This window comes from Candidatus Dependentiae bacterium (assembly GCA_018266175.1).
In the GTDB taxonomy this organism is placed as follows: Bacteria; Babelota; Babeliae; order Babelales; family RVW-14; genus JAFEAY01.
Window position 1 is genome coordinate 25141 of record JAFEAY010000010.1, and the last position, 26901, is coordinate 52041.

Below are 26901 nucleotides of genomic sequence, written 5' to 3' on the forward strand. Positions count from 1 at the left end.
TATACGATCAAACATAATTTTTTTGTGCATTATTCTGAAGCACGGCACGATCGTAACAAGCCACTATAAGTATGTCAAGAAAAAACATTTGCTCACTTCTCGAGCTCTTGTTCTTGAGCATCAAGCTGCGCACGCAACTGTTGCGCCTTGGCCATAAGAGGATCTTTTTTAGAAGCAAGGAAATCTTTTGTCTGAATGTACTTTTCAAGGACTACCATGAAATCCATATCAACATTCACCTGTGCTCGTCGTTCACGCTTGGCAAGCTTATGAACAGGAATGACTCCAACCACATATTTTGCATGCTGACAAGCTCGCTGAACCTCAAATAAGTCAACCTTATCAGGCTGCCCCTCAGGAATGTGATACATAATTTTAACGATCGCTTCATTCAAATCATACGTCGCAAGTTTTTGAATAATTTGCCGAGTTTGATCAAGGCCAGACTCAAGCATCACATCAATTTGAATCATCCGTCGTGTTACCAAAGGAACGACATCATACGAGCATTGTTTTTTGCCATCAATTGTTGTTATCGTGACGGCGCAAAAGCTCTTTTCTTCTTTGCGTTCGCCAAAGTCAACACGCTCAATTGAGCCTGCATAAACAACAGGAATCCCATTTGGATTCAAGTTTTGATAGCGATGCAGATGGCCCAGCGCAACATAATCAAATTGAGGTAAGGCAAGTTGTGAGGGAAGAAAAATTGGATCGTTACCAAAAATAGCACATTTTTCAGAACCTGAAAAAACACCACTACTCACGGTTAAATGACCGGCCAAAACAGCGGGAATTGTTTCATCAATCTGTTCGGCTAACTGATTGATCAATTGCCCAACACGCTGAGACAGATAACAGGTAATCTCGGTAGCAGACTTCATGCGATGCTCGTCATGCGTTACAACATTGTTACGAGCAGGCCATGGAATGCCAACAATTTGAACCAATCCACTTTTAGTTTTAATGGTCATGAGCTCAGGTTTAGAAAAGACATAAAATCCCTCAACCGGCAAATAATCAAAAACATCAAGTGAATGAGCTTTGCCAAAACTTAATGGATGATCGTGATTTCCAACAACAATAACCACAGGAATACTCGCTGCTTGTAACTTAAGCAAAAGTTTAACTAAAAGCTTTTGCTGCGTTGGAGTTGGATATGCGGTTTTATAGGCATCACCACAAAAGAGAAAAAAATCAATCTGTTGCTCGATTGCTCGATCAACAATTGACGAAAGGCTTTTGTGAAAATCCAAAAGACGGGAATGGATACCCGTCTTTGGATCAATTTTTCCGTAATTTTCAACGCCGAAATGTATATCTGCAGTATGAAAAAAGGTAACAGCTTTTTGATTAGGCATGTTGTTTATGATCTGATTTAGTTTTTACGGCACCACAAAAATTAAATGATAGCTCATCATCTTCTTCTGATGACTCTTTTTGCTTTGCAAGCTTTTCTCTTAATTCTCGTGCATAACCAATTTTGTTTTCTTGTCGAGTTCGTCCAATGGCTAAGCTTTCTGATGGAACATCTTTAGTAATGACCGATCCTGCAGCAGTATAAGAATCTTTACCAATATGCAGTGGCGCAACAAGCGTATTATTACTTCCAACAAAAACATTATCTTCAACAATTGTTTTATGCTTTTTTGCACCATCATAGTTGCAAGTAATTGTTCCAGCGCCAATATTAACACCTGCTCCAAGATTGGCATCGCCGATATAACTTAGATGTTTTGCTTTGCTCTTATTGCCAATAGTGCTGTTTTTTACTTCAACAAAATTTCCAATCTCAGCATTATCAGCAATAACACCATTTTCCCTGATACGCGCAAACGGTCCAATGTGAACATTGCAACCAATAGAACTATCTTGAATAACAGAATGAGAATGAATAGTACTTCCATCACCAACAACTGAGTTGGCTAAAATTGAAAATGCACTCAAAAAACATTCTTCACCAATTTTTGTCCCACGTAATAAATGAACTCCAGTTCCGATAAAAGAACCTGCTCCAATCTCAACATCAATATCTAAATGAATGCTTTGTGCAAGCTCAAAACGCACACCACGCATCATCCAATATTTAATAAGTTCAGATCGCTTAATTTGTTCGACTTCCCAAAGCTCTTGAAGTGTATTAACGCCACGAACATCATCAAACGGAACTGATAATGCTTGAACGGCTAACCCGCTATCACTTGCCATCTTGATTAAATCAACCAAATAAATTTCACCAGTTACCGGACTTTTGGTTAGCTTAGTAATATTTTTTTCAAGAAAATCTTGAGATATCATATAAATGCCGGCATTGACACGAATGATTCTACGTTGCTCAGCAGAACAATCTTTTTCTTCAATAATTTGAAACTTACCATCTTCTTCAATAACCCGCCCATAACCAGTTGGATCCATTACCATGGTCGTTACAAAAGTTATAGCTGATTTTGCTTCTTGATGCCTAAAAATCAAGCTTCTTAAATGCTCTGAAGTTACCAGTGGAGTGTCGCCCGACATAATTAGAATATTTTCTTGGTCCCAAGTATGTGCAGAACAAGCAACGGCATGACCCGTTCCTTGTTGCTCAAGTTGCTCAACAAAGCTCACTTGCTTAAGTTGAGCCTCTTGAATTTCTTGCTTAACTTGATCTGCTTGATACCCCACAATAACCGTAGTAGGAATCCCCAAACTTTCTAAAGCCTTTAAGGGATATAGTATCATGGTTCGACCGCAAATATTAAAAAGTAACTTACTCTTTTTTGTTTTAAAGCGTGTTGCCTTGCCTGCTGCAAGCACAATAGCTCTTGTTTTCAGCTCATTCATTGGTAACTCCTCATTAGATTTTGTGCCTATTAATGAGTAATAAACTGACATTATCATGATATACACAAAGATTTTTTTCAACTTGAGCATTTCCTTAACTTGAGCATTTTTAAGTTGAGCATTTACTTAAGATAAAAGCTGATTTAAAATGGTCACATAGCGTTAGTTCTTGTACATAATACCTGCGAACATATCTTTAATGCAACTAGTTTTAAAAAATAAAAAAACGCTCAGAACCCAATGTTTTTCTAAGAAAAAACAGTACGGAAAAATTGAATTTATCATTTGAAATCATGGTATGGAGAGGTGGCTGAGTGGTTGAAAGCGACCGCCTCGAAAGCGGTTATTCCGGGAAACCGGAATCGTGGGTTCGAATCCGACCCTCTCCACCAGCCTTCGCTCTAACGGGCTACGGCTGGGCAAGCCTGTTTCTTTAATAGACGCTTGGCAAGCCTGTTTTTTAAATACTCAAACATAGTTTTTCAAAGATAACAAATCATGAATAACACAGCCCTTGTAACGCATACCAATAAAAATATCAAACGCGACCAGCTGGACAACCTCGTCCCAAAACTCTGGGGCCACGAAGAATGGATCGTCAATAACCCACATTATTGCGGCAAGAAACTTGTCTTCATGCAAAATCATGGCTGCTCATTGCATCACCACAAAATCAAGCATGAAACTTTTTATATTCTTTCAGGACAAGTAATCTTAGAACTTGAAAACAACGGTATTCGTACCGTTCGACGCATGGGACCAGGCGACACCGCGGCAATACCCCAACTAACCTGGCACCGGCTTATTGCTTTAACTCATGCAGAAGTTATGGAATTTTCGACCTATCATATGGAAGAAGATTCTTATCGAGCAATTAATGCTCAGAAATTTGAGCAAAATGAAATCGATAACCTTTGCGAGCTTTTGTGAATAAACTTCTGGGCTATGCGCTTCTTGGACTTTGCTGCTTATGCGCTGGAATATTTTTCTTCCTCGTTCAGCGCGAGTTTATTATTATTCAGTGGTCATATCCTTCACGCCATCAGGCACACAATCTTTCTATCGATGCCACAACTACTCGAACAATAAAGCTTTATTGCTGGGACAATGAACGAACAATCGACCATGAAACATCGTTGATTTGGCATCGAAGTAATCCGGCTGAAAACCTTAAAACCCTTGTCAGTGCATGGATCAACCTTGCCCACTCTGAACATATACTTTCAAAGCTTGCCATACTTCAAGACGCTCCGTATGCAACTACAAGTAAGGAAGCATATCTTTCATTTGATCAGTCAATTTTAGACCCTACATGGTCAATAAGAAAAAAAATCTTTGTCATGCAAAGCTTACTCAAAACAATCAGTAAAACTGATCTAAAAATTCAACATATTGTCTTTTTAGTTAATCATCAACCGATGATCGATGAACACCTTGATTTCTCATATTCATGGCCTCTTGATGGTTTTATTCCAAATTTCTAATTTTGCTTAAGCTCTACAAAATAGCTTATCGGTCCTTTTTCTGATGAGCCATTTACAAAGACTCATGGTTTAAGGTATAACAATTTTACCGTAAAAGCGCAGGGCGTCATTCATGAAAAAAGGAGAATCGTATGCTTTCGTTACCAAATTTTTTTTTATTTGCCTTACTCATTTCACCAGGGATTGCTACATGCCAAGAGCAACAGGTTAAAACTCATAATGATTATGAACAACCAGCATGTAGAGCATGTGGCTGCAACAAAAACAAAACAAAACATGGTCGAAAAGAAAAAATTCGATGTGGAATTTGCGCACCAGCTCCACAAGAATCAACCCCTCAAGAAAGCCAAGAAGAAACAGTTGCATCAAAATGCGGCTGTACTCCACCCCCTCCACAAGAACAATCACAAGCCGATGAGCTTGGTTTGCTTGATGCACCAGAATACTCCTTAGAATGCAACTGCGGAAAACCTCCGCGAAGAGATGTTTTACTCGAATTAATAGACCAAATCGAAGAGCAACTTCGCGCAAAAAACTCCGGTTGCCCCGTAACACCACCAACACCTGACTGTGGTTGTCCAAAACCTACACCTCCAGTCCCAGATTGTGGTTGCCCAGTCGTAACATTTGCTGATTCATCGGATGTAAATGCTGAAATAAAATGTAATTGTGGCAAACCTCCACGAAGAAATATTGACGTCGAACAAACGCGGGCAAAAAACTCCGGTTGCCCAGTAACTCCAACAACACCTGACTGCGGCTGTCCAAAACCTACACCTCCAGTCCCAGATTGCGGCTGTCCAGTTGTAGGCGTTGTTGAAGCCTTAAAATCTGATATATCATGCGAGGAAGCAAAATGTGGCTGCAGTGCACCTGCCCCACAAGACCCACCAACTCAGGATACAAAAAAAGTAGACGCAGCTGATATTCTTGAAGGCCTTGCACAAACATCGTACCAAGCGGGCAATGTTATTGGAGCTCCAAGCAAGAAGGAAAAGCATCAAGCTGTCTGCAATTTAGTTGGATCAATATTACACCTAGCAGCTCAAGTGACAAAAAAAGAACATGCAGAGCCTGCTGCACACAGTCGCAACATTATGGCTATCACTCACCACGTTTTAAATAACGCCAAACAGGAGCATATTCGTGGTCAGCTTTTTACCAATAAACCCTACCTTATTGTTTTAAATAGCGTGGAAGTTCCAGAACGCAATCACCTTGTAAGCCAACTTTTGAGCAATCCAGAGGACTCAGGAGCTTTCCTTAAAGAGCTTTTCCAAGCCGCACACGAATACTTATCGGCTCATGAAACAACAGTCCAAGATGCCCTTTCTTCAGCACTCCAGAACTTAGTCAAAACTGAAGATGCGGACACGCAACGCGTAATAGATAATCAAGCAACGATTGAAGAGTTTTCAATTGGAAATATAAAAATTAGAAATGCAAGCGGCCAGCAGGTTCAAGTCATCGTACGAGCAGCTCAATAAAAAAGAATGGCTAAATCCACTGCATGTTATTAAAAACCTGTGATATACTAGCAAAAAACGTATATCACAGGTTTTGTTTCGCAATAGAAAGTGGTCCCATGGTTCGGTATCGATTACTCATTATTAAAGCGGCAATGCTTTTTTCAATGACGAGTTGGAATATTATGAATGCACAATTAGAACAAACAAAAACTGAAAAACCGGCTCAAGCAATTTTTTATTATCAAGATGGCAAGCTTGTTCAAGAAATAAATCCTGAATTGGGAAAACTTACTTTTTTTTATACTAATCCAATTGGTAGATGTATTCGTCAATTTATGAAGTTACGAACCTTTAGTAAAATTGTCGGATGCTATTATGATTCCAAACGCAGCATACGTTCTATAGAACCGTTCATCAAACAATATGCGCTTGATATGTCTGAATACGAAGAAACAACCTATGCAACATTTAATGATTTCTTTGCACGCAAGCTCAAGGCGAACGCACGCACCGTTGATACTCGTTCTTCAGTTGTTGCTTCACCATGCGATGGAAAACTTTTTGTTATTCCAAACATTTCAAATACCATGACTTTCTATCTTAAAGATCTTCCTTTTAATCTTGAAAAATTTGTTGGTGATGCACAACGTGCACAACAATATGAAGGCGGAACGCTTATGATTTTCCGTCTTGCTCCGTACGATTATCACCGTTTCCATTTTCCGGTTGATTGCACTCCATCACAAGCAGTCATTATCAATGGCACACTTGAGTCGGTCAATCCTGTTGCCTACAAAAGCGGTATTCAAGTATTAACTGAAAATGAACGTCACCTCATTGAACTTAAAACTCAAGATCATGGAACAGCGCTCATGCTGCCTGTTGGAGCAATGTGTGTTGGAAAAATTACTGAAACGTACACAGCTGAAGAAGCAGTACAAAAAGGTGCCGAATCTGGATTTTTCTCATTTGGAGGATCAACAATTGTTCTCCTTTTCCCTGCAGGAAAAATTAAATTAGCTGACGAATTTATAAAACATTCCGCACTCGGCCTTGAAACTGCAGTAAAAATGGGAGAACCTGTTGCAGATTTTCAGGAGCGTTTATAAATAAATTTCCCCCTAAAAAGGGAGTAAGGAGAACTGGACATGAAGATTTATCCATCACTCATCTCAGCAGATCTACTTAACCTAGCAAGCGTACTCAACAAGCTTGATCTTCATTGCGATGGCTATCACCTTGATGTCATGGATAATCACTTTGTTCCAAACCTCACGTGGGGTCCTGATTTTATCAACCGGATCAGACAAACAACATCAAAGCAGCTCGATATTCACCTGATGGTTGATAACCCACACACGTGGCTTTCTAGGCTCAAACTGAATGCGAATGATATGATTACCTTTCATATCGAAGCGCTACAAAAATCAGAAGCCATTGAACACCTTGTATCGAGCATTCATACAGAAAAGCTTCATGCAGGCATTGCACTCAACCCTGCAACTCCTGTTGAAAAAGTTTATCCCCACCTCATGGATCTTGACCATGTCCTTCTGATGTCGGTCAACCCAGGATTTTCAGGACAAACTTTTATTCCAGATGTTATCTCAAAAATTAAGCCTCTGGTTACTCAACGTATTATTGCCCAAAAGCATTTCTCAATTGGCATGGATGGCGGGATTGGTTTAACCAACATAGCAACACTTGCCGAGCACGGTGTTGATTACGCATGCGCAGCATCAGCAATCTTTGCAGCCAGCAATCCCATTCAGGCGTTAAGCAATTTATATCACGCTACAAAATAAAGTTTTATTCAAAACAAAGCTGAATCTCTTGACGCTGTGGGCACCATCTTCTATCTTGTTCTTCTTAAAGATTAGTTATTAAAAAATTCATGCAAAGGACACATGCGTGACACATGAAAATTCTGACATAAAAAAATTGCGCGTCGGCGTTTTAATGGGTGGAAAAAATGCTGAACGCGAAGTCTCATTCAACTCAGGTAGAACCATCTGCGACCATTTAGACACTGCTCGCTACGAAGTTATTCCTATCTTTCAAACCGAAGCAGGAACACTCTATCAACTTCCATGGAAATTTTTGCACCGAGGAAAAATTTCAGACTTTATTCATCGCCTTGATGCGCAAGCAACCAAGCTTTCGTGGGATGATTTAAAATCTATTATCGATTTTGCTTACATCGCTCAACATGGGCGTTATGGTGAAGATGGAATCCTGCAAGGCACCCTTGAGGTCCTTGATATCCCCTACCTAGGCAGCAAAATTTTTGGCAGCGCCAGCGGTATGAACAAAGCATTTCATAAAAAACTTTTTGCTGGAACAGGCATTGCAACCCCACGTGGCATTACACTCACGAGAAATGAAATTGAAACACTTTATCAACAAGAAATCTTAGCGCTCCTTCACGAACAAAATATTCACTTCCCCTTCATCGTTAAACCTGCTCATGAAGGCTCAAGCCTGGGTATGAGTGTCGTAAGCACCGCTGAAGAGCTTACCCCCGCCCTACAACACGCTCTTATTTCTCAAATCAATCATGTTGAAGTGCTCGTTGAAGAAAAAATTGTTGGCATGGAATTTGTCTGCGTCTGCCTTCAAAAGGCTGATGGAAGTTGGTTTACCTTACCAATTACCGAAGTTGTACCCGAAGAAGGTTCTGCGTTTTACGATTATGAACAAAAATATATGCCTGGCCGCGCACAAAAAATTACCCCTGCCCGTTGCTCACAAGAAATTTTAGAAAAAATAGGCGAAACCTGTATCAAAGCAACTGAACTACTCAATTTTAAAACTATTTCACGTATTGACGGTTTTGTAAAAGATGACGGAACCGTTGTCCTGATTGATCCAAATTCGTTAACCGGCATGGGACCTGCAACATTTCTTTTTCATCAAGCCGCACAATTTGGCATGAACCACATGCAGCTTATTAATTTTTTAATCGAGCAGGAACTTAAAGCTTATGGCCTTTCAGATAAGCTCTCTCTGCTGAGCAATTGCTCGAAAGATTTGATCATGAATAATCAATCGGTGAAAAAAATTCGTGTCGGCGTTCTTTTAGGTGGCGATTCAAACGAACGTGAAATTTCACTGGAATCTGGAAGAAACGTTTGTTACAAGCTCTCACCTCACCAGTACCATGTCACACCACTCTTTTTATGCAACCAAACCGAGCTCTACGCGTTAAGCACTGAACAACTCATTAAGCATTCAACACGTGCGATTAAAAACGTTATAACTTCAGAGCAAAAAATAAACTGGTCATCTTTGTCAGAAGATTTTGACTTCATCTTTATTGCGCTCCATGGCGGTAAAGGTGAAAATGGTTCTGTACAGGGTATGCTTGAAATGCTGGGAATCCCTTACAATGGCTCAGGAGTACTGACAAGCGCACTGTGCATGGACAAATTCAAAACCAATGAGTTTTTACGTACACAAGACATTAATGTCCCTGCATCACGATTATTAACACGAAATGCATGGGATAAATCTGCTCCTTATGAAAATAAACTTGCACTACTTTATCAGACCATAACATCACTTCAATTCCCCTTAGTTCTGAAGCCCTCCGATGACGGTTGCAGCGTCATGATTAAGAAAATTAATGATATCGAACAATTAATTATCGAACTTGATATTTTCTTTGAAGGCTCAAAAGATGCTGCAATGCTTGAAGAACTCATTGTTGGAACAGAGCTGACCTGTGGCGTTTTGGGGAATAATAAAATCACTGTTTTGCCTCCATCACAAGCGGTCGCAAAAGAGGGAATTCTTTCAATCAAAGAAAAATTTCTACCTGGTGAAGGTGAAAACCAAACCCCAGCACCGCTCCCAACAGAAGTACTAACCTTGGTTCAAGAAGTAATTGGAAAAACATACACGGCAGTTGGTTGCAAAGGTTATGCACGCATTGATTGCTTCTACCAAAACGCTCAGCAAAGCCCGACCGGTACGCAACGCGTGATTATTTTAGAAATCAATACATTGCCCGGCTTAACTCCCGCAACCTGTATTTTTCATCAAGCTGCAGAACTTGGACTTAAACCGATGGACTTTATTTCTAAAATTATTGAGCTTGGCTTTGAAAACCATACGCACATTCAACCAAAAACACAAACAAGCGAGCTTCCTCCAACCGGGGTTTCTCCAGCACAGTTATTTTTTGAACAAGAACCAGAAGCACCATTAGAATATCACTATGAACAAGAGCCAGTACAAGAACAGAAAATAGAAATACAAGCTAAAAGCTCTGATTCAGTTATTGAGACTGAACAAACTCATGAGCCTGAAGCAGGCGCGCGCATTCGCTCAGAAGAATCTGAGCAAGAACCTATTGCTCCTGAGCAACCGCGACCTCAAGCAGAACTGAGAGCTGCTGTTCCTGAAATTATGATTATGCGAATGTTTTGAATTTAACAAGCCACAAAGAATAAGCCCCTATTGAGAGAATTAATAGGGGCTTATTCTTTTAAGAACTAACGAACAGAATGAGTCAATTCTTGTGCGCAAAGGCCAACGCCAATCCCCACACCAACAGCACCGGAAATAACGGCTGCTAGAGCAAGCAGCTTTAACATCGTGCTTGTTTTAACATAGCCTGCATACATATCTGTTTCTCGAGCATAGGCACTACGCTTTGCGTCAGCACCAATGCGAGCAACAGCACCAAGCTGGTCACTGATCATTTTATCGATTTCTTTTTCTGACAAACCCATCTGATAGAGTTGAGCGACACAGCCTCGTGCTTGGGTAACTAATTCTTCCGATTGGGCAGTCGATATCCCAGTCAAAGCCTGAAAAATTGCTGAATCATTTTTTAATGTGCTTGCTAATAACTGAACACTCACCATTGATGCACACATCAACACAAGAAGCTTTTTAACCATAGAAATCCCTTCCTCACATTATGATACATAGGAAAACGTTATAAACCAGAAGAATTTATTATAACACTATTCCCCTCAAGAGTAGGAAGAGTTCTGATACATTCAGCTTTTGCGTAAGCAAGTTGCTGATAGGGCTTTTTAGTAAGAATAAAAGCAGCCATAGCATCAACCAAAGCACGTACCGTCAAAATTTCGCTGATTGGATTTATAGTATTGTAAATGTACAAAATCTGAGGAACAAACCTACTGTGAAACCCGGCCATTTCAAGCATGGGAATCATATACGCGAGATCCGATGTAGCATGAAAATATTGCCCCTTGATCTGTAAATCTTCTCGTTTAATGCGTTTAAAGAGCCAAGCATAAAATGTTTTGAGATGCGATGAAACAAACGTATATTCTCGAATGGTGTTTGCATCAATAACCTCATCAGGAATTTGACTACACTCCCCAACATAACCTGGATCTGAATGTGCGAACTGCCCATAGGTCATCCAAACATCTGGGTTTTGATACATTGCATTGAGTATTGTGAGCACATACGAACACGAAAGTTCATCATCACCATCTAAAAGGACAATAATTTCATCATCATGACACAGCTGTGAAGCGGTAACAAAGTTGGCAAGAGCTCCCACTCGAACTTTATTTTGTATAAAACAAACACGATCTTCTTGGTTATACTTTTTAATCACCTGGGCAATCAATTCACCTGAGCCATCAGGAGAGGCATCGTCTATGCAAATAATTCTGAAATTGTTATAGCTCTGATTAAAAGCACTCACCAAACAACGCTCAATCCACTGCTTTGCTTTGTACGAAGTACTCACAATAACAAACGGCTTTTCGTTCACACCTTTGATGGGAGCTCCAGCTGGAGCAGTAAATTTTTTTCCTACTCTTTCAGCTTCTTGATTTTGAAGAGCGTCAATAATCGTTGAACTCTTTAACGGAAGATTGGCCAACGGTTCGTAGGGCTTTTTTGCTCTGATAATTGCTACAAATGCATCACGTACTAAGCTTTCGGCTTCATTAATTCCCAAGGCACTTGCAGTATTATATCGGTATAAAACTTGATCAATAAATTTGCTATGAAACCCTGCCATTTCAAGCATGCACAGCATGTAAGAAATATCAGTTGCCATTGGAAAAAATTGGCCACAAACTTGAAGATCTTCTCGTTTAATACAATGAAAAAGCCCAGCATAAAAAGTCTTTAAATGGGACGAAACCCACGCGTAGCTACGAAAAGCATTTACTTTGATAACTTCATCCGGAATTTGACTGCATTCCCCGACATACTCTTGAGATGTAGCTGAAAATTGACCATAGGTCATCCAAACATTTGAATCTTGATATGCGCGGTTGAGCGTTGCCAGTACATCAGAATCTGCAAGCTCATCGTCACCATCCAAGATCACCACAATTTCATCAGGACGACAACCATGAATAGCTTTATACAGATTTTCTAAAATTCCAACACGAATTTTATTTTGTATCAACTGGACACGATGCCCTTGCTGATGCTCTTTGATAAGTCGATCAAGCTCCTTACCTGAACCATCAGGCGACGCATCATCAATACAAATAACACGATATTTTTTATAATTCTGATTCAAGATACTCTTCAGGCAACCATCGGCAAATTGCCTTGCTTTGTATGAAGAGCTTATGATCACAAATGGTTTTTCGGTAAAAGAAAAATGCATAGGATCACCGACTCGCTCTTTGAGCTCTCGAGGATGAAAAATCTCCGTAAAAGCAACTTGCGTATGATCCTTGGCCAATTCGTGAGGGGATCCAATATCTCTTGAATATGCAAAGCAACTTACCAAAGAAAAACCCAAAATCAATATACGAACAACTTTTCTCATTCCCTTCTCCTCAACTCTAAAAAGTAGCCCCCGATTAATTTACTCAACCGGGGGCTACTTTTATTAAAAATTAAATTCTATTAAAGCGTATAAGCTCTTAATTTTCATCGAGAGCCCTAAAAATCTCTGTACCAGCCACTCCTACAACAGCACCAACAGCAAGAGAAAGTGCTACAAGTGCACCAAGCTGAAGACCTCTTTTTGCAAAGTGCTTAACACCGGCATACTTTGAATTCGTTTCCAGCTCACACTGAAGCGCTCTGAAAATTTGGTCATCCGATAAGCCTTTTTTTCTGAGCTCTTGGGCAGATGCTCCAAGGCTTTTAATTAGTTGAGCTGATTCACTCAATGAAAATTGCATGTTTTGGAGTAATGCTTGTTCTTGCTCACAACCTTCTTGAGCTGAAGACTCCTGAGCATTCACAGCACAGCTCATAGAAACGCAGGCAATTAAAGCCATAACTATTTTTTTCAACATTTTTTATCTCCAACGTTCGGTATGGAACTCATCTGCTAGATTATTAAATTCATTATTTCTTCGCTGTCTTGCAAGATAGTTCCTGACAAGATGATCACCTACAAACCCAGCTGCTGCTCCCACTATTCCAGCAACGGATGAAACTACAACAGCAGATGCGAGCAAAATCCACATCTTTTTTGTTGTAACATATCCTTCATACAGATCTTGAGATTGCCCGATTGTCAAACCAATCTGATCCGCAATAATGCACTGTATCTCTTGCGTGGAGTAACCTATTTTGCGTAAGTTGGCAATATAGGCGCGGGCCTCTTTAACACACTTTTGGAGTTCAGCTCTTGATGGCTTGCTCGATGCCGCTGCTGGCCCATCAGACTTCTGACTCGATACATTCTTGGTTACCGGCAAAGCGGCTGCCAATACATTCATGCCTACAACCGAAAGGCATGCTAAAATAAGTGCTTTCTTAAACACAAAAACCCCTCTTTATTAAAAAAAACAAAAACAGATAGAAAGACTATCAGAACACAATAAAATGGCAAATCACTCGCCACTTGTTACCAGAAAAATTTCGCTGACATAAGCAGAACGGTCAATCTGCTGCAAGAGTTTATGCAATGCCCCAAACGATTGGGCCTTCAGCAGAATATGACGCATCTCATAATCTTGAATTTTAAAAACTACCGGCAAACTTGGCCCCAGAATAGCCACCTCAAGCTTAAGCTCCTTGTTGTACTGTTGCAATTGATCGCATACAGCAAGCGCATCAGCTTCAAGTTGCACAACATCTTTGTGCCGCAACTCAATACTTGCAAGACGCAAAGCAGGTGGATATTTTGCCATCTGGCGCATAGCAAGTTCTTCTTTGCAAAATTCTAAATATCGCTCTTCGTTAACATACTGAAAAATTTGATGATCATGGAGCACTTGAACAATCACGGTGCTCTTTTCGTGCTCTCTCCCAGCACGCCCCGCCACCTGAATAATCTGCTGCAAGGTTGTTTCAGCGGCATTGTAAGCCGGAAAATGCAAATTCAAATCGGCCCATAAAATGCCTACCAGCGTTACGAATGGAAAATGGTATCCCTTGGTAACCGACTTGGTTCCAATTAAAATATCAAGCTCACCCTGCTCAAACTGCTCAACCGTTTTATGCCATGTTTTCTTTTTGCTGGTCGAATCAAGATCTGCACGAGCAATCCGCGCATGGGGAAAAAGCTCCTGAAAAATTTCAACCACTTGCTGGGTTCCAATTCCTTTTTTCAGCAAATGAGCTGAACCCGCCTTGCACGAAGTACAGCTGTTGGGAGGCACTAATTTGTATTCACAGTAATGGCAACAGAGCATACTTTTTTTCTCGTGCCCCGGCTTTGTCGTCATATGCAACGTCAAGCTGACCGAGCAGTGAGGGCACTGAAAAATAAATCCGCACAATTTACACTGCACAAAAAAGCTAAATCCGCGACGGTTAATGTAAATAATAACCTGCTCTTTGCGGGCAAGCGTTTGATTAACAGCCTGCTCAAGCTCTTTGCTCACCCAAAAATATTTGCGTCGGCGATCTTGCTCGGTCAGTAAAACTTTTTTAACTTCTGGAAATTTACCGGCAAATCGCTGCGTAATTTGGAAAAGCTTCCAGCCCTGCTTTTCAACTTGAAAAAGGGTATTAACCGATGGCGTCGCAGAACCAAGCACAATAGGAATGCCATAAATTTTTGCACGCCAGAGTGCCAACTCTTTACTGTTCAGCTTGGGGTGCTTTTTCTCAACAAAACCCTGTTCATGCTCTTCATCAATAATAATGACTCCCAGCTTATGCATGGGTAGCATGATGGGCAAGTGAACTCCAATCACGAGCATTGGCCTATGGTCCAAAAGAGCTTGCCAAAGCTCACGTTTTGCCGTGACATTGGTTGCAGAATGAAATCCAAAAATCAAAACTCCAGGGAGCTGCTTGCGTAAACGATGCTCAAATTGTACCGCAAGCGATACTTCAGGAAGCATTAAAATTGCAGACTTGCCCAATGACAAGGCTTGAGTAATAAGTTTTTTGTAAACCTCAGTTTTTCCAGAACCGGTAACACCATGTATCACTGTTGGCGCGTACGCCGATTGGTTGATAAACGGTTCAAGATAATCAACTACTGCCTGCTGCTGGTCAGTCAGCTGTACATTTTCAGTGAGCATTGATGGCAAAATACTTGGAGAATCTTTTGCATCTGCTGTTTTTTGTTCATGCAGAAACGATTTAATTCTTCCTGAAAAATGGAGCGTACTGACAAACGCGTATGCAGCGACCGTTTTAACAAATTTTTGATACAACGGGTCATCGGGCATCGGCTCAATCGCTGCTATTTCTTTAAGCTGGTACGAAATTTTTTCTGGAAGCTGATGGTGAATACTGGTCACCACAGCACCAACCAACTTATCTTTGAGCGGAACAACGACAATGGTTCCAATTGCAATATGCTCTGCAAGTGCAGCCGAAACGGCATATAAAAAAGGGCGGTTAAAACCACTCAACAGTTGTACGTAAGCGTAAAGTTTCATTGCGATAAAGACTCTGATTGCGCTGCAGCCAACTCATGGCAATATTCAGCCTGGTGAACTTTAACCATAATTTTGCTAAACGGAAGCGGTACTTTAAATTGATCCCAGCTCTTTTTAAACGTATACGCCCACTGAGCGGTACATTCAACAAAAATCACCGGCAGCGAAGACTTGGCGGCTAAATATTTAATGCCCGGCTGAAGCTGAAATGCAGGCCCTCGTGATCCATCACCAACTAGACACAACCGACGTTCTGTAGAAAGTATGCCAAGCGACTTTCGTACTAATGAAACGGAAGTCTTGTACGAAGAGCCATACAGAACAGAGAAGTTGAGTTTTTCGCAAATAAACCCAGCAAATTTACCGTCACTACTTGGGCTGATAATGCAATGACCAACGCCACCAGATTTAAAGAAAAAATACATTCCAGAGATAATATTCTGGTGCCAAAAGTAAACAACGCCCTCATTATCCTTGATTGGCTGTTTAAGAGATGGATGTACCTGCACCTTTAGTCGATAGGTTGCAAAAAGTAATCGTAAAAAAATATAAAGAGCATGTTTTACAAAAAAACTAAAAATTCTACTCTTTTTTATTTTTTTAATGATAGGCTTGAGTATCTTTGACCAGTACATACGCTATATCCTCCGCTGGGCAAACCAATTTTTGATAAAAGTGGATATAGTGTAAAGAATATAAAATAATTTTGCTAACTCAAATCGATATAGGTTTTTTCATGACAGATCGCTCACCAGAATTTCGTGTCTTCAAAAAAACATTGTCCAACGGTATGAAGGTAGTTACACGCCCCATCAATCACGTGCCTCGCGTTGAAGCCCAAATTTGGTACAATGTCGGATCAAAACATGAAGATGCCCACGAAAAAGGGATGGCTCACCTGATTGAGCATATGCTCTTTAAGGGCACCGATAAACTCTCAGAATCGGACATCAATCTCATCACCCACAAGCTGACCGGGTATACCAACGCTTTTACCAGCCACGATACCACCAGCTTTATTTTCAGACTCCCGAGCAACGCATGGAAGCATGCGCTTTCAATTTTTGCCGATTGCATGGAAAATGCCCGATTTGATTCACAAATGCTCTGCTCTGAAGTAAAAGCGGTTATTGAAGAGTTGCGCATGTATCGCGATGACTTTCAAAGCACCGTCATTCAATCACTCATTGGAGCAATTTTTCCCGAGCATCCGTATCACTATCCAATTATCGGCTCTAAGTATGACCTTGCACAACTTGAACGAGATACGCTGTTTAAATTTTATAAAAAGCATTATCACCCCGCTAACGCAACATTAATCATTGCTGGAGACGTTGAACCTGAAGAAGTTTTTCAAGCGGCAGAAGAGATGTTTGGGCATATCCCCGCATCAACTCCAGTCTCCAATTCCTCGTTCTATTTCGAAGACGACATCATCAGCAAAACGGTTACGTTATATCGCCAAGTAGCAACGCCATGGTGCTGCTTTGCCTACACAGTCCCAGGCCTAAAAGATCAAAAAAATCACTTGCTCGATATCGCATCACTCATTCTGGGCCTGGGGAGAAGCTCTCGCCTGTACAAGCGCTTAGTTGAAGAAGAACAAATAGCAGCAGACGTTGAATGCTTCACCTTAGACTTTGTTGAAAAGGGAATTTTTGGCATAACGGTTTATCCAATTAAAGCAAGCGACATTCCAACGATTGAAAAAATCATCAATGAAGAAATTGCCAAGCTCACCACCGGACCAATTGAAGATTGGGAATTTACCGCAGCTCAGAAAAAAGTTTCGCTCGACTACACGGGCCTGCTTGAAAGCATGGAAAAGCAGGCAACACTCCTTGGAAGCTTTATGCTTGCAACTGATGACCCAACAAGCCTTGAGCGCTATTTTAATAATATTCAGAACCTCACCAAAGAAGAGTTGCAAGAATTTTTCACCCGCTATTTGAGTACATCCAAACAACACAAAGGATATTTGCTTCCTATTCCTGAAAAAGATTTACCACTTCTCAATGAGCTACAACAAAAATCTGACGCTCTTGAGAAAGTAATTTTAGAAAAACATCACCGCACCTCTCCGGTGGAACCGGGAAGATTGGTGGACAGCATCAAGCTTCCCCCACTTTCAGAGTTCCACTTTCCACAGCCGCAAGAATTTATGCTGGCAAACGGATTGACCGTACTCTTTCATAACAACGCACTCGTACCACAAGTGTCATGCATCTTGGAATTCAAAGCTAACTCTTGCTACGACCCAGAAGATCGCCAAGGTCTTTTTAATCTTCTTTTAGAAGTTTTAACCGACCGTACCGCAAAGTACCCCAGCGATACTTTTCATAAGCTACTTGAAACCAATGGCATCTCGCTGAGTGCAACATCGCAAGGCATGGTTGTACGCTGCTTATCAGGAGATCTTGGTCAAGCGCTTCACTTGCTTGGTGAGCTCTTAACAAACCCATCATTTGATGAAAAAACTATTGAAAAAATTAAGCAACAGCTGTTTAATGAAGTAACTGAATATTGGGACAACCCGCTGGACTTTGTTGATCAACTTGCCAAAGACCATATCTACCAAAATCATCCCTATCACAAAAATCCAATGGGAAGTTTGGAGAGCATCAAAGCCATCACCGCCGATGATCTAGCAACATGCTATAAAGCGCTGGTAAGCCCTCAGGGAGCAATCTTTTCTATTGTTGGTGATTTGAGCGCATACGATCTTCCAACACTTCTTGAAGAGCGACTTGGAATATGGAATGGGAACAACATTCCGTCGTTAGATTATCCTGCGCTTGCTCCGGCACATGCACAAATTCTCACACACCCACTTAATCGAGACCAAGTTGTTCTTGCATTTATTACGCCAACAATTACAAGAACTGATCCTTCATACTTGCTCTATGTTTTGCTTGATACCATTCTGACAGGCGGCTCAGGCGGCTCGATGAGCTCTCGACTTTATCAGCTCCGCGAGCAGACAGGTCTTTTTTATGCGATCGGCGGATCGCTTGTTCATGGAGCTCGCGAAGAGCCTGGAATGATGTCGATCAAAACAATTGTTTCAGCAGACAAAGTGGATGAAGCACAAAAACTTATTATGGAAACAATTGCAAATCTTCAAGAACACGGCATCACGCAGGATGAATTCAGTATGGCTAAAAACCTTCTGCTATCCTCTCTGGTAGATTATTTTGAAGCAAATATGCACATGGCATATACATTTTCATTCCTGAAAAAATATAATTTAAGTTTTAATTTATTTGACAAACAGCTAGCTGCATTGTCTATAATAAAAATTGAGGATGTTAACCTCATTGCCCAGAAACTCTGTAAACCGGAAATTATTTCTGTCATACGAGTTGGAAGGGTTAAAAAATAACAAAGAAGTAGTGTATAGGTAATCTCTCAAAAAGGAGTTAGAAGGAGATACGCCCATGGCAGTGAAGAAAAAGGCTGCGAAAAAAGCAGTAAAGCGAACAGTGGCTAAAAAAGCCGCTCCAAAGGCTGCAAAACGCACAGTCAAGAAGGTTGCCAAAAAGGCAGTAGCTAAAAAAGCTGCTCCTAAAAAAAAGGCAACCGCTAAGAAGGCAGTAGCTAAAAAAGCTGCTCCTAAAAGAAAGGTAGCCGCTAAAAAAGCTGCTCCTAAAAGAAAGGTAGCCGCTAAAAAAGCTGCTCCTAAAAAGAAAGCCGCAGCTAAGAAAAAAGCTGCTCCTAAAAAAGCTGCGCCTAAAAAAGCAGCATCCCGTTCTGGGAAGCGTAGCATGACGGTTAAAAAAGGTGCTAAAACACCTGCTCCAACCATCATCTAGCATATTTTTGAGCTTTCAAGATTGAGTGGCCCTTTCAACCGGGCCACTTTCTTTTTTTAGACAAATCATTACCAATAATTGGGTGGAAAAGATTATTTTTATTGCGCTTGTTTGAGGCTTTGATTCACCTCTAGGGAAGCATATTTTTTTTTCAAATTATCGAATTCGCGTTAATTTAGTTTTGTAATGAGGTCTTGAGCATTTACAAAAGAAATCGTAAGGTCGCCATAGCGGCGTTTAAAAGATGCCCCAATATTACTTGCGACAACAAAATTTTCTCCGTCTGGATAATAACGGCGAAATGCGGCAAAATTTCTTGCAATAGTCGCATTGTCTTCTGAAGCTGAAAATTTGCACTCAATAGCTGTAATTGAGTTGCCACCTTTTTTACGAAGAATAAAATCAATTTCATGACCGCTTTTATCACGCCAGTAATTAATTGAACGTGTTTGAAGTTGTCCATGCATCTCATTTAAAATGCAATGCTCCCACATAAATCCAGCATCTTCTTCTCTCAGCTCAGTTCTACCTTTTGCATAACAAACAAATCCAGTATCAAAGCCATATATCTTCGGTGCAGTTACAATTTCAGTTGGTTTATGCGTTGAAAATGGCCTAATGCTATGCACTACAAAAGTTTCTTCAAGGACATTCAGGTAATTGGCTACTGTTGGTCTGCTTATTTCGCATGGTGCGGTATATCGAGTTGCTTCAAAAAGTCCTCCACTATTGGCGAGCAAAAGCTCTGCAAATTTTTGGAATGAGCTTCGTTTTTCAACCTTAAAAATATCTTGAATATCTTTTGCCCAATAAGAGTCAATCCACTCCTGGAAATACTTTTCAGGGAGCTGTTTTGCGGTAAAGAAAGAGGGAAATCCGCCAAATAAAAACCTATGGCGAATATCTGGATTTTCGAACAGCGACAATTCTTGGAGTAATATTGGTGTTAACCAAATTTCAATCTTGCGGCCTGTTAATGTGTCTTTAAATTTTGCACTTGCACCCAAGGTTGAAGACCCGGTGGCAATAATCTTAATGTCGGGATAGTGATCAGCAGCTAACTTTAAAAGCTCAGATGGATTCTCGAGGCGGTGAATTTCATCAAGAATAACATTTCGACCTCGCTGGCTATCTAAAAATCCTTCCGGGTCTATAAGCAATTGACGTACTCGTGGACTTTCGCAGTCAAAATATTCAACGTTTTCTAAGCTTTTACAAAGACTTGTTTTGCCAATTCTTCTGACCCCCATAAGCCAGATGATAGAGCGTTCACTCCATGCATTTTGAATCAATTTTTGCCAAAAATGACGTAGGATAAGCATATAGGCCTCCAGGTTTAAATACTCTATGTGTAAAGACAGTTTAGCATATAGATACTCCAAGTGTAAAGCATAATTCTCATTTGGAGTATTCCCTGGGTAGGGTAACCCGAACTCGATAATTCAGAAAACGTCAAAAACTATGAAAACTTAATCGGGGCGCTTACCTACAAAAAATTTCGCGTTAACCCGCCACAAATTCCATTTGATTTAATCAACCAAATCACTACGCTTATGTTCTGTATTCTGTTTATTGTCCCTCAAGAACTTAAGGATTATCTATGAAAACATGTACGAAGTGGCTTCTTGCTAGTAGCCTTGTATTGCTTGTTGCTGCCGGACTTTTTGTTGCTAAAAACTATTTCGGCTGCTTCTCTTGCTGTACTAAACTCTGGCCAACTCAGAGCGAACAAACATTTGCAATGATCAAGCCTGATGCGGTTGCTGCAAAGAACAGCGGTAAAATTATCGACCGCATTGAAAGCGAAGGCTTTGAAATTATCGCCATGAAAAAAGTAACCCTCTCACAAAAACAGGCTGAAGAATTTTATGCTGAACATAACGGCAAAAAGTTTTTTGCAGAGCTTGTTTCATTCATGACCAGCGGACCAGTTATTCTTATGACCTTGAGCAAAGAAAATGCAATCAAGGCATGGCGAGAGCTCATGGGCAGCACCAATCCTGAACAAGCGGCGCCTGAAACATTACGTAAGCTCTATGGCGCAAGCATGAGCACTAACGCAGTACATGGATCTGATGCACCAGAATCGGCAGCTCGAGAAATTAGATTGATGTTCCCAGATTTGGGACAGTAAGCTTTTCTATTTTAAGATCTTTAACGATTTAAAATAAAAGTCCCCAGAGAGTGATAAAACTTTCTGGGGACTTTTATATTTTTTCTAATTTTTAGTGAGCTAAGTACCGAGCAACGAATGCTTTTTGTGCATCGGTTGAAAGTGAAAACTCACGTCTTCTGCGAAGCTCTTTTACCGTTTCAACTCCTGAAGTAGAGTTAAGATACTTACCAAGCCAACATGCAAGAAATGTTCCTGTGCGACCAATTCCTGCCTGGCAGTGAACGATAACCGCTTTATTTTGCGCAATCACTTGATTTGCTCGCTCGATAAACTGATCAACTTGCTCTTTGTGAGGTACTCCCATATTCGGAACTTGAATATGATAAAATTCTATCCCATCAACTGGAAGCAAACCTTGTTGCTCGAGTGATTTTTCGGTGAGCGTAACAATCAAACCAATATTTTGAGCTTTAAGCCATTCAATATGCTCTTGCTTTTCTGGACAAGCCATACCTGCCATTTTTCCAGCTTCAACCCAAGAAAAATGATCCGGCTGCATCGCCTGTAAACCTGCAGTTGCAAAAACTAACGCTACGATAGTCATTATAAATCTTTTCATAACAAAACTCCTATTAATCACTATAAGATAATTTAACTTACTCATTCAGTCTAGAATAAATAATAAAAATGTCAAATAGAATAAAATAGTTATATTTATCAACATTTTATGACATTTTAAACCTGAATTAACCTGAAGCTCCCCTTGTGGGTATTTCAGATCTATTCCTCCATTTATTGATCTTTTATCCTCAGAAATGAAATAATCAGCAAATCCACAAACAAGTCAGTGTAAAAGAGGTTGTTATGCTCCATTATTTTCTTAAAATCATATTTTTTATCTTAGTAATAGGGAACTCTGTTTGTGCAGATCTGCCAGGACAGCTCGTTCAGCTGCAAGGAAAACTTGGTCAACTCAAAGGAAAACTTGGCTCGCTTAAGGAATCATTAAGGAAGCTTAAGAATAAATTGGAACAACCTGAACAAATATCAATAAACTTTGAGCAGGGTTTTTTACCTAATCAATATTACGGCGCTCAAGCAGAACAAACACTTGTTGAACTTGAACAAAATATTATTACCAATGCTGAGACCAATGGATATGGCTATAAAACTGCTAACCTTATACAACTTCAAAAGGTTTGCCGTCTTGCCAACAATGCGATAGCCAAACTTAATATTGGCTATACCTTTGCAGTCCCCGATTTTATTATGATCTCATCTCAACAAATACAAGACTTCCTTAAAGGGCTCCCTGCTCCTCACAAACTTGACCTAGTACAGCGCTGGCAAATTATTATTAATAGGTATCTTCCAAGCCTCGAAGCACTTCAGCAAGCAATCCAGAATAAAAAATTTCCTGATGGCTTTTTAGATGATGCAGAAAAACTTGAGCATGAGATTAAACGAATATTTGAGCATGTTGCTAACACCAAGTCAGATCAAGCTCTCGAGGATATCATCACAACACTAGATCAAACACAAAAACAAAATATAACAACACTCATCGCAGCCCTTAAAAATCGAAATGAAAAGCTGATGGTGCGAAGCTCTGGCAAAGAAGATACGGACAAACTGGCCAACGCTGGAGGTAACGAAAGCATCGCCAACGTTTCTCCAACAACAAAAGATATTTTGCTCGCCCTAGGTGTTGGTGAAAAGGATAAAACGGGCGTGGTTTCATCTTATTTTAGCGCTAAATCTTTGACTCAGCGACTTGGTGCCGGTGACCTTTCGCTACGAGAAGCTCCCTTTACCCCTGTTGTCATGCAACGAATGATTGGAGAAAAAAAAGGCCAACGACTCCCTCGCTGTGGTGTTATGTTCACTGAAGAAACTGAAGGAGCTGTATCAAAACGGTTTAGAAAAAATGTCGCAGGGAAATTTGTAGATAAAGACGGTAATGTTATTGCTGAAGATGAAATCCACACAAAAGCTCGTTATCGTGATGAAAATCAAAAAATTAAAACGAGTGGGATCTCGATCATTCAAGCGGCGTTTGGCCATAACGAAGGAGTCGTCAACAGCCTTGTTACTGTTGATACCTACTTTGTTGATAACTCTGGACTTATTCACCCGCTCATCAGACAAAAAAACTTTAGGAGAGCTCCCTCGGGTGAAGGCAAGCTCGCTCAACAAAAAAATAATGCGGCGCTTGTTGACCTGCCTGTGCTGGAGCCTCAAGCAGTTATTGCTCTCAAGCTCTTTGCAAGCGCGCTTGAAGATTATTACAAAAAGCCCATGGATGTTGAGTATGTTATTCTGCATGATGAAGGGTTAGACATTATTTATATCGTCCAAGCTCGCCCCATCGTTCATAACCCTACTCAACCAGAACCGTTCTATCTAGATCTTGATCATCCAATGGTTAAGAGTCTGCAAAAAATTCCTGGCCAAGCAATTGGTGTGGGTGGTGGCACCCTGCAGTTTATAGGAACAAAGCATCAAGTAATTATTAAAAATAATATTGGTGAAGCACTTGCAACCTATCAAGCCAGCCTTAATCCAAAAGATGTTAAAGCTATTTTAATCAATGAAATAGCGCCTGCAACATCCCACGAGGCTACTACTTTTCGCAGCGAACTCAAACCGGTCATGAGTATTGAAAAAGATTTTGAACATGTCCAAGACTGGTCACAGCAAGATACCCCCAAAATTATTCTTGATGCTCAACAACAATTTGTTACCCAATGGCCCGGTGAAGGATTTAATCTTGCTAGATTGTTAGGCAATGGAGCGGCACTTCCAAATTGGATCAACTATCCCCTACCACAACAAGTTTCGGTCATGAGCATGTATTTACCTGGATTAGTTCAAGACATCTATAAATCGGTCAATCAGGCTTTTTTTGGGACTGATGAAATATCAGATCAACAGCGTGCAGAATTCAAACAACACCTAAAAATTCAACGCAGCTCTATTTTTTTTATAAAACAACAAATCAAACTTGTTAAAACTGCTCGAGAAGTTGATGCACAAGAAGCTCTAAAAAATATTTGGCTTTTTTGTAACGCTTTACCAATTCGTCAGGGCTATCAAGATCGTATTCGTTCGTTTTTGCATTACGCAGGGCTCATCATCACCAACCTCATACCAAACTTAAATATTCAACCTAAAAATCCCGATGGGACAAGAAATGATGCCTATTTGAGCAAGCGCCTCTTCCCTATTCACTTTTTAGAGACACTTCTCTTTCAACATCATCACGATGTTACGGGTCTTTATGGCGATTCAGTTATCAAACTGTGGACTCAAATAAGAAAAGAAACAAAAGGAATTGAAGTAGTCACGCAAGCCGTTTTGCCCGGACAAAAAGGAGTACCTAAAGATCCCTTTACCAAGCTTGCTGCAATTCTTGGCCAACATGCGCTTACCGATGACCTTAAAAATCGTTGGATTCAGACAATTAGGCAACTTGATCTGACCGGTAAGCCTATGCAAGAAATTTCTAAAATCCAGAAGCTTACAGACCAAATAAGTTCGCTTCAAAAGCGTATTGATGTTCTGGCTAAATACCCCAATGAAAAAAATAATCAGTTGAGACAGGCGCTTCTGGACGGAACAAAAGAAGCTCCTCTAGGTTTAAACACGCTAAAACAAGAACTTAACGGTAGAACCATTTCAAATACCGAAAAACAAAAAGCAAAGTTTTATCAGATGCTTCTCTCATTGGGCAAACTCGATATACTTGAACTTTGGCTGCATACCTCTTTTGCCCAAGACCAAAATATCAGTAACTTAACCAATGAAGTAGACAATTCAAAAGCCTTTTTGGACACTCTTCTTGATTACAAAAAACGCCTCCAAGATGTAAATCTTGCCGGCTTTGAAAACCCAAAAACATTTCTAACAAATTGGAACGAATTTCAAGATAATATCTTTAATTATTTTGTTACAAATCTCATTCAATCATTTGTAAGCACATCAAAACTCGGAAAACTTGCAGCCCTTGGGGTTATGGAAGAACTGGTTACAAAATTTGATGCTGCGATTAAAACAGTTACCGGTAGTACAAAATTTGCAGCAACCAATCTCCCCATAGGAAAATCATTCGATGATATAAAAGCTGATCAAAACTCATTAAAAGAACAAATTGATATCAAAAAAGATAAAATTTTTACTTTTCATCTCATGCTTGAACGGTATTTTGAACTGCTACAAAAATGGCTTGAACTCTTAGAGTCGTTAAGGCTATTTCTTCCTCCCTACAATAGGGGAGAGCTGGTTAGTGATATTATAAACAATCAAGCACGAGCAATCCTTTCAGAGCTTGGAAATAAAACCAACCTTGATTCTGAACTCAGACCATCACCAGGATTTAGTGTTGGAGGAGCAGTCATTGGATCGCAAGCAACGTGGTATAATACAACAACACCTAAGACCCATGAAGACTTTTTTACCTTTTGTCACCAGAGCTTGTTGGTAATTATTGCAAAACTTTCCAGTAAGTATGGTATTCAAGAAAATCAATTACCAAGTTTTCTCCAAACAATTAATCAACAGATTAAAAACTTGCGATATAGTAATTATAATACCAAGCCAGCTTTACTCGGAACACTCCTTCAAGCAAACAAACTCACCCTCTTGTACAATTTCCCTCAAGACAATCACAGCGCCACTATAAAAGTTATTTATAACACAAGCTCAAAGTCAACGACTGTTCACTTCAGTATGTTTGGCGGAAATCACCTCAACCGATGGCCACAATGTATTGATTATGCAGAGCTTAAAAGTCTTGATCGCGTTCAGTTAAAAGCATCTACTCAAGGAAAAGGATTTGAGATTAACTGGCTTATCAAAAAACCTGCCGATATGAATACAGTAGGGCAACTCATTACGGATCTGTGTGCAATAGCTTCAAGTGGAAATATAGCTTCCAAGATTGCAATGAACGCTACCATCTTTAAAAAAATTATCGAGCTTTCTGCAGACAGTAAAGTGCGTATACATTCTGCGCTCCCTGCCGCGCTTGAGCATCTTAAAACTAATGATTATGGCCCTATCGAAATTGATCAACTCATAACAATTACCCAAAAACTTTTTGCAGGCAAAGACTATGCGCTTAATTCAGAAATCTTCTTTTTCCGTAGGAAACACAAACCTGATGCTGACCATCCCACAGTAGATAAAGCTATTTTTTATAACCTCACACCTGAAAACTTTTATTCGCTTGTAGGATACGATGATATTGAAACATATAAATACACCAATATTCGCTTGCTTATGGATAAACTGAATGAACTGAAGAAAGCCAATAAACTTTCAAACTTACAAACAACAAATCATACGTCTCTTCAAGCTGATTTTAGAAGAGTTGTTCCAGTCATTTAAAAT

20 protein-coding genes and 1 tRNA gene are annotated in these 26901 nt (G+C 40.2%); 11 read left to right on the forward strand and 10 right to left on the reverse strand.

Features of this window, described 5'->3' with window-relative positions; genetic code table 11:
- Positions 1–92: 92 nt before the first annotated feature.
- The gene (locus JST56_02595; protein ID MBS1987860.1) at positions 93–1358 is read right to left on the reverse strand and encodes an exonuclease SbcCD subunit D; all 1266 of its coding nucleotides are present in this window, start codon (positions 1356–1358) and stop codon (positions 93–95) included.
- On the reverse strand, positions 1351–2820 hold the full coding sequence (gene glmU, locus JST56_02600; protein ID MBS1987861.1) for a bifunctional UDP-N-acetylglucosamine diphosphorylase/glucosamine-1-phosphate N-acetyltransferase GlmU: 1470 nt from the start codon (positions 2818–2820) through the stop codon (positions 1351–1353). The genes JST56_02595 and glmU overlap by 8 nt, the downstream gene beginning before the upstream one ends.
- 300 nt (positions 2821–3120) lie before the next feature.
- On the opposite strand from glmU, the gene JST56_02605 reads away from it, so the two are divergent.
- The 7 genes from JST56_02605 to JST56_02635 all read left to right on the forward strand — a co-directional run bounded on the left by JST56_02605 (position 3121) and on the right by JST56_02635 (position 10204).
- A tRNA-Ser gene (locus JST56_02605) sits at positions 3121–3212 on the forward strand.
- Between the two features lie 106 nt (positions 3213–3318).
- Entirely contained in the window at positions 3319–3750 is a 432-nt protein-coding gene (locus JST56_02610; protein MBS1987862.1) for a cupin domain-containing protein, read from the forward strand.
- Positions 3747–4304: a hypothetical protein gene (locus JST56_02615; GenBank protein MBS1987863.1), complete on the forward strand. Its 558-nt coding sequence runs from the start codon at positions 3747–3749 to the stop codon at positions 4302–4304. Before JST56_02610 ends, JST56_02615 begins: the two co-directional genes overlap by 4 nt.
- 131 nt (positions 4305–4435) lie before the next feature.
- Entirely contained in the window at positions 4436–5791 is a 1356-nt protein-coding gene (locus JST56_02620) for a hypothetical protein (GenBank protein MBS1987864.1), read from the forward strand.
- 98 nt (positions 5792–5889) lie between these two features.
- A complete protein-coding gene (gene psd / locus JST56_02625; protein MBS1987865.1) occupies positions 5890–6882 on the forward strand; it encodes a phosphatidylserine decarboxylase in 993 nt (330 codons plus the stop codon).
- A 39-nt stretch (positions 6883–6921) separates the two neighbouring features.
- Entirely contained in the window at positions 6922–7578 is a 657-nt protein-coding gene (locus JST56_02630) for a ribulose-phosphate 3-epimerase (protein ID MBS1987866.1), read from the forward strand.
- Between the two features lie 106 nt (positions 7579–7684).
- Positions 7685–10204, forward strand: coding sequence for an ATP-grasp domain-containing protein (locus JST56_02635; protein MBS1987867.1), 2520 nt, complete (start codon positions 7685–7687; stop codon positions 10202–10204).
- 65 nt (positions 10205–10269) lie between these two features.
- Here JST56_02635 and JST56_02640 read toward each other — a convergent pair whose 3' ends face one another.
- From JST56_02640 to JST56_02665, 6 genes are all read right to left on the reverse strand, one after another.
- Positions 10270–10680 (reverse strand): hypothetical protein, encoded by a 411-nt coding sequence (locus tag JST56_02640; protein ID MBS1987868.1) that lies wholly within the window; start codon positions 10678–10680, stop codon positions 10270–10272.
- A gap of 38 nt (positions 10681–10718) precedes the next feature.
- Entirely contained in the window at positions 10719–12554 is a 1836-nt protein-coding gene (locus JST56_02645) for a glycosyltransferase family 2 protein (protein ID MBS1987869.1), read from the reverse strand.
- A gap of 97 nt (positions 12555–12651) precedes the next feature.
- Positions 12652–13032, reverse strand: coding sequence for a hypothetical protein (locus JST56_02650; protein ID MBS1987870.1), 381 nt, complete (start codon positions 13030–13032; stop codon positions 12652–12654).
- A gap of 3 nt (positions 13033–13035) precedes the next feature.
- Complete coding sequence (locus tag JST56_02655) at positions 13036–13506, reverse strand: hypothetical protein (GenBank protein MBS1987871.1); 471 nt, start codon at positions 13504–13506, stop codon at positions 13036–13038.
- A 69-nt stretch (positions 13507–13575) separates the two neighbouring features.
- Entirely contained in the window at positions 13576–15582 is a 2007-nt protein-coding gene (priA, locus tag JST56_02660) for a primosomal protein N' (protein MBS1987872.1), read from the reverse strand.
- Positions 15579–16217, reverse strand: coding sequence for a DUF374 domain-containing protein (locus tag JST56_02665; GenBank protein ID MBS1987873.1), 639 nt, complete (start codon positions 16215–16217; stop codon positions 15579–15581). Before JST56_02665 ends, priA begins: the two co-directional genes overlap by 4 nt.
- Before the next feature lie 101 nt (positions 16218–16318).
- Between JST56_02665 and JST56_02670 the strand changes: the two genes are divergently transcribed.
- Positions 16319–18964 carry an insulinase family protein gene (locus JST56_02670; GenBank protein MBS1987874.1) on the forward strand — a complete coding sequence of 882 codons (2646 nt, stop codon included), beginning with the start codon at positions 16319–16321 and terminating at the stop codon, positions 18962–18964.
- Between the two features lie 61 nt (positions 18965–19025).
- Complete coding sequence (locus tag JST56_02675; GenBank protein MBS1987875.1) at positions 19026–19394, forward strand: hypothetical protein; 369 nt, start codon at positions 19026–19028, stop codon at positions 19392–19394.
- Positions 19395–19564: 170 nt separating this feature from the next.
- Here the strand turns inward: JST56_02675 and JST56_02680 are convergent, their stop codons facing one another.
- Positions 19565–20716, reverse strand: a complete 1152-nt coding sequence (locus tag JST56_02680) for an ATP-binding protein (protein ID MBS1987876.1) — start codon at positions 20714–20716, stop codon at positions 19565–19567.
- A gap of 278 nt (positions 20717–20994) precedes the next feature.
- On the opposite strand from JST56_02680, the gene ndk reads away from it, so the two are divergent.
- On the forward strand, positions 20995–21528 hold the full coding sequence (ndk, locus tag JST56_02685) for a nucleoside-diphosphate kinase (protein MBS1987877.1): 534 nt from the start codon (positions 20995–20997) through the stop codon (positions 21526–21528).
- A gap of 91 nt (positions 21529–21619) precedes the next feature.
- Here ndk and JST56_02690 read toward each other — a convergent pair whose 3' ends face one another.
- Positions 21620–22129, reverse strand: coding sequence for a dual specificity protein phosphatase family protein (locus JST56_02690; protein MBS1987878.1), 510 nt, complete (start codon positions 22127–22129; stop codon positions 21620–21622).
- 245 nt (positions 22130–22374) lie between these two features.
- On the opposite strand from JST56_02690, the gene JST56_02695 reads away from it, so the two are divergent.
- Entirely contained in the window at positions 22375–26898 is a 4524-nt protein-coding gene (locus JST56_02695; protein MBS1987879.1) for a hypothetical protein, read from the forward strand.
- Positions 26899–26901: the final 3 nt, after the last annotated feature.

Excerpts from the sequence above, each read along its gene's own strand:
- JST56_02680 (MBS1987876.1), bottom strand. The coding sequence starts at position 20,716 with ATGCTTATCCTACGTCATTTTTGGCAAAAATTGATTCAAAATGCATGG.
- JST56_02695 (MBS1987879.1), top strand. The coding sequence starts at position 22,375 with ATGCTCCATTATTTTCTTAAAATCATATTTTTTATCTTAGTAATAGGG.
- JST56_02595 (MBS1987860.1), bottom strand. The coding sequence starts at position 1,358 with ATGCCTAATCAAAAAGCTGTTACCTTTTTTCATACTGCAGATATACAT.
- JST56_02620 (MBS1987864.1), top strand. The coding sequence starts at position 4,436 with ATGCTTTCGTTACCAAATTTTTTTTTATTTGCCTTACTCATTTCACCA.
- priA (MBS1987872.1), bottom strand. The coding sequence starts at position 15,582 with ATGAAACTTTACGCTTACGTACAACTGTTGAGTGGTTTTAACCGCCCT.
- ndk (MBS1987877.1), top strand. The coding sequence starts at position 20,995 with ATGAAAACATGTACGAAGTGGCTTCTTGCTAGTAGCCTTGTATTGCTT.
- JST56_02650 (MBS1987870.1), bottom strand. The coding sequence starts at position 13,032 with ATGTTGAAAAAAATAGTTATGGCTTTAATTGCCTGCGTTTCTATGAGC.
- JST56_02670 (MBS1987874.1), top strand. The coding sequence starts at position 16,319 with ATGACAGATCGCTCACCAGAATTTCGTGTCTTCAAAAAAACATTGTCC.
- JST56_02640 (MBS1987868.1), bottom strand. The coding sequence starts at position 10,680 with ATGGTTAAAAAGCTTCTTGTGTTGATGTGTGCATCAATGGTGAGTGTT.
- JST56_02610 (MBS1987862.1), top strand. The coding sequence starts at position 3,319 with ATGAATAACACAGCCCTTGTAACGCATACCAATAAAAATATCAAACGC.
- JST56_02665 (MBS1987873.1), bottom strand. The coding sequence starts at position 16,217 with ATGTACTGGTCAAAGATACTCAAGCCTATCATTAAAAAAATAAAAAAG.
- JST56_02630 (MBS1987866.1), top strand. The coding sequence starts at position 6,922 with ATGAAGATTTATCCATCACTCATCTCAGCAGATCTACTTAACCTAGCA.
- JST56_02690 (MBS1987878.1), bottom strand. The coding sequence starts at position 22,129 with ATGAAAAGATTTATAATGACTATCGTAGCGTTAGTTTTTGCAACTGCA.
- psd (MBS1987865.1), top strand. The coding sequence starts at position 5,890 with ATGGTTCGGTATCGATTACTCATTATTAAAGCGGCAATGCTTTTTTCA.
- JST56_02645 (MBS1987869.1), bottom strand. The coding sequence starts at position 12,554 with ATGAGAAAAGTTGTTCGTATATTGATTTTGGGTTTTTCTTTGGTAAGT.
- glmU (MBS1987861.1), bottom strand. The coding sequence starts at position 2,820 with ATGAATGAGCTGAAAACAAGAGCTATTGTGCTTGCAGCAGGCAAGGCA.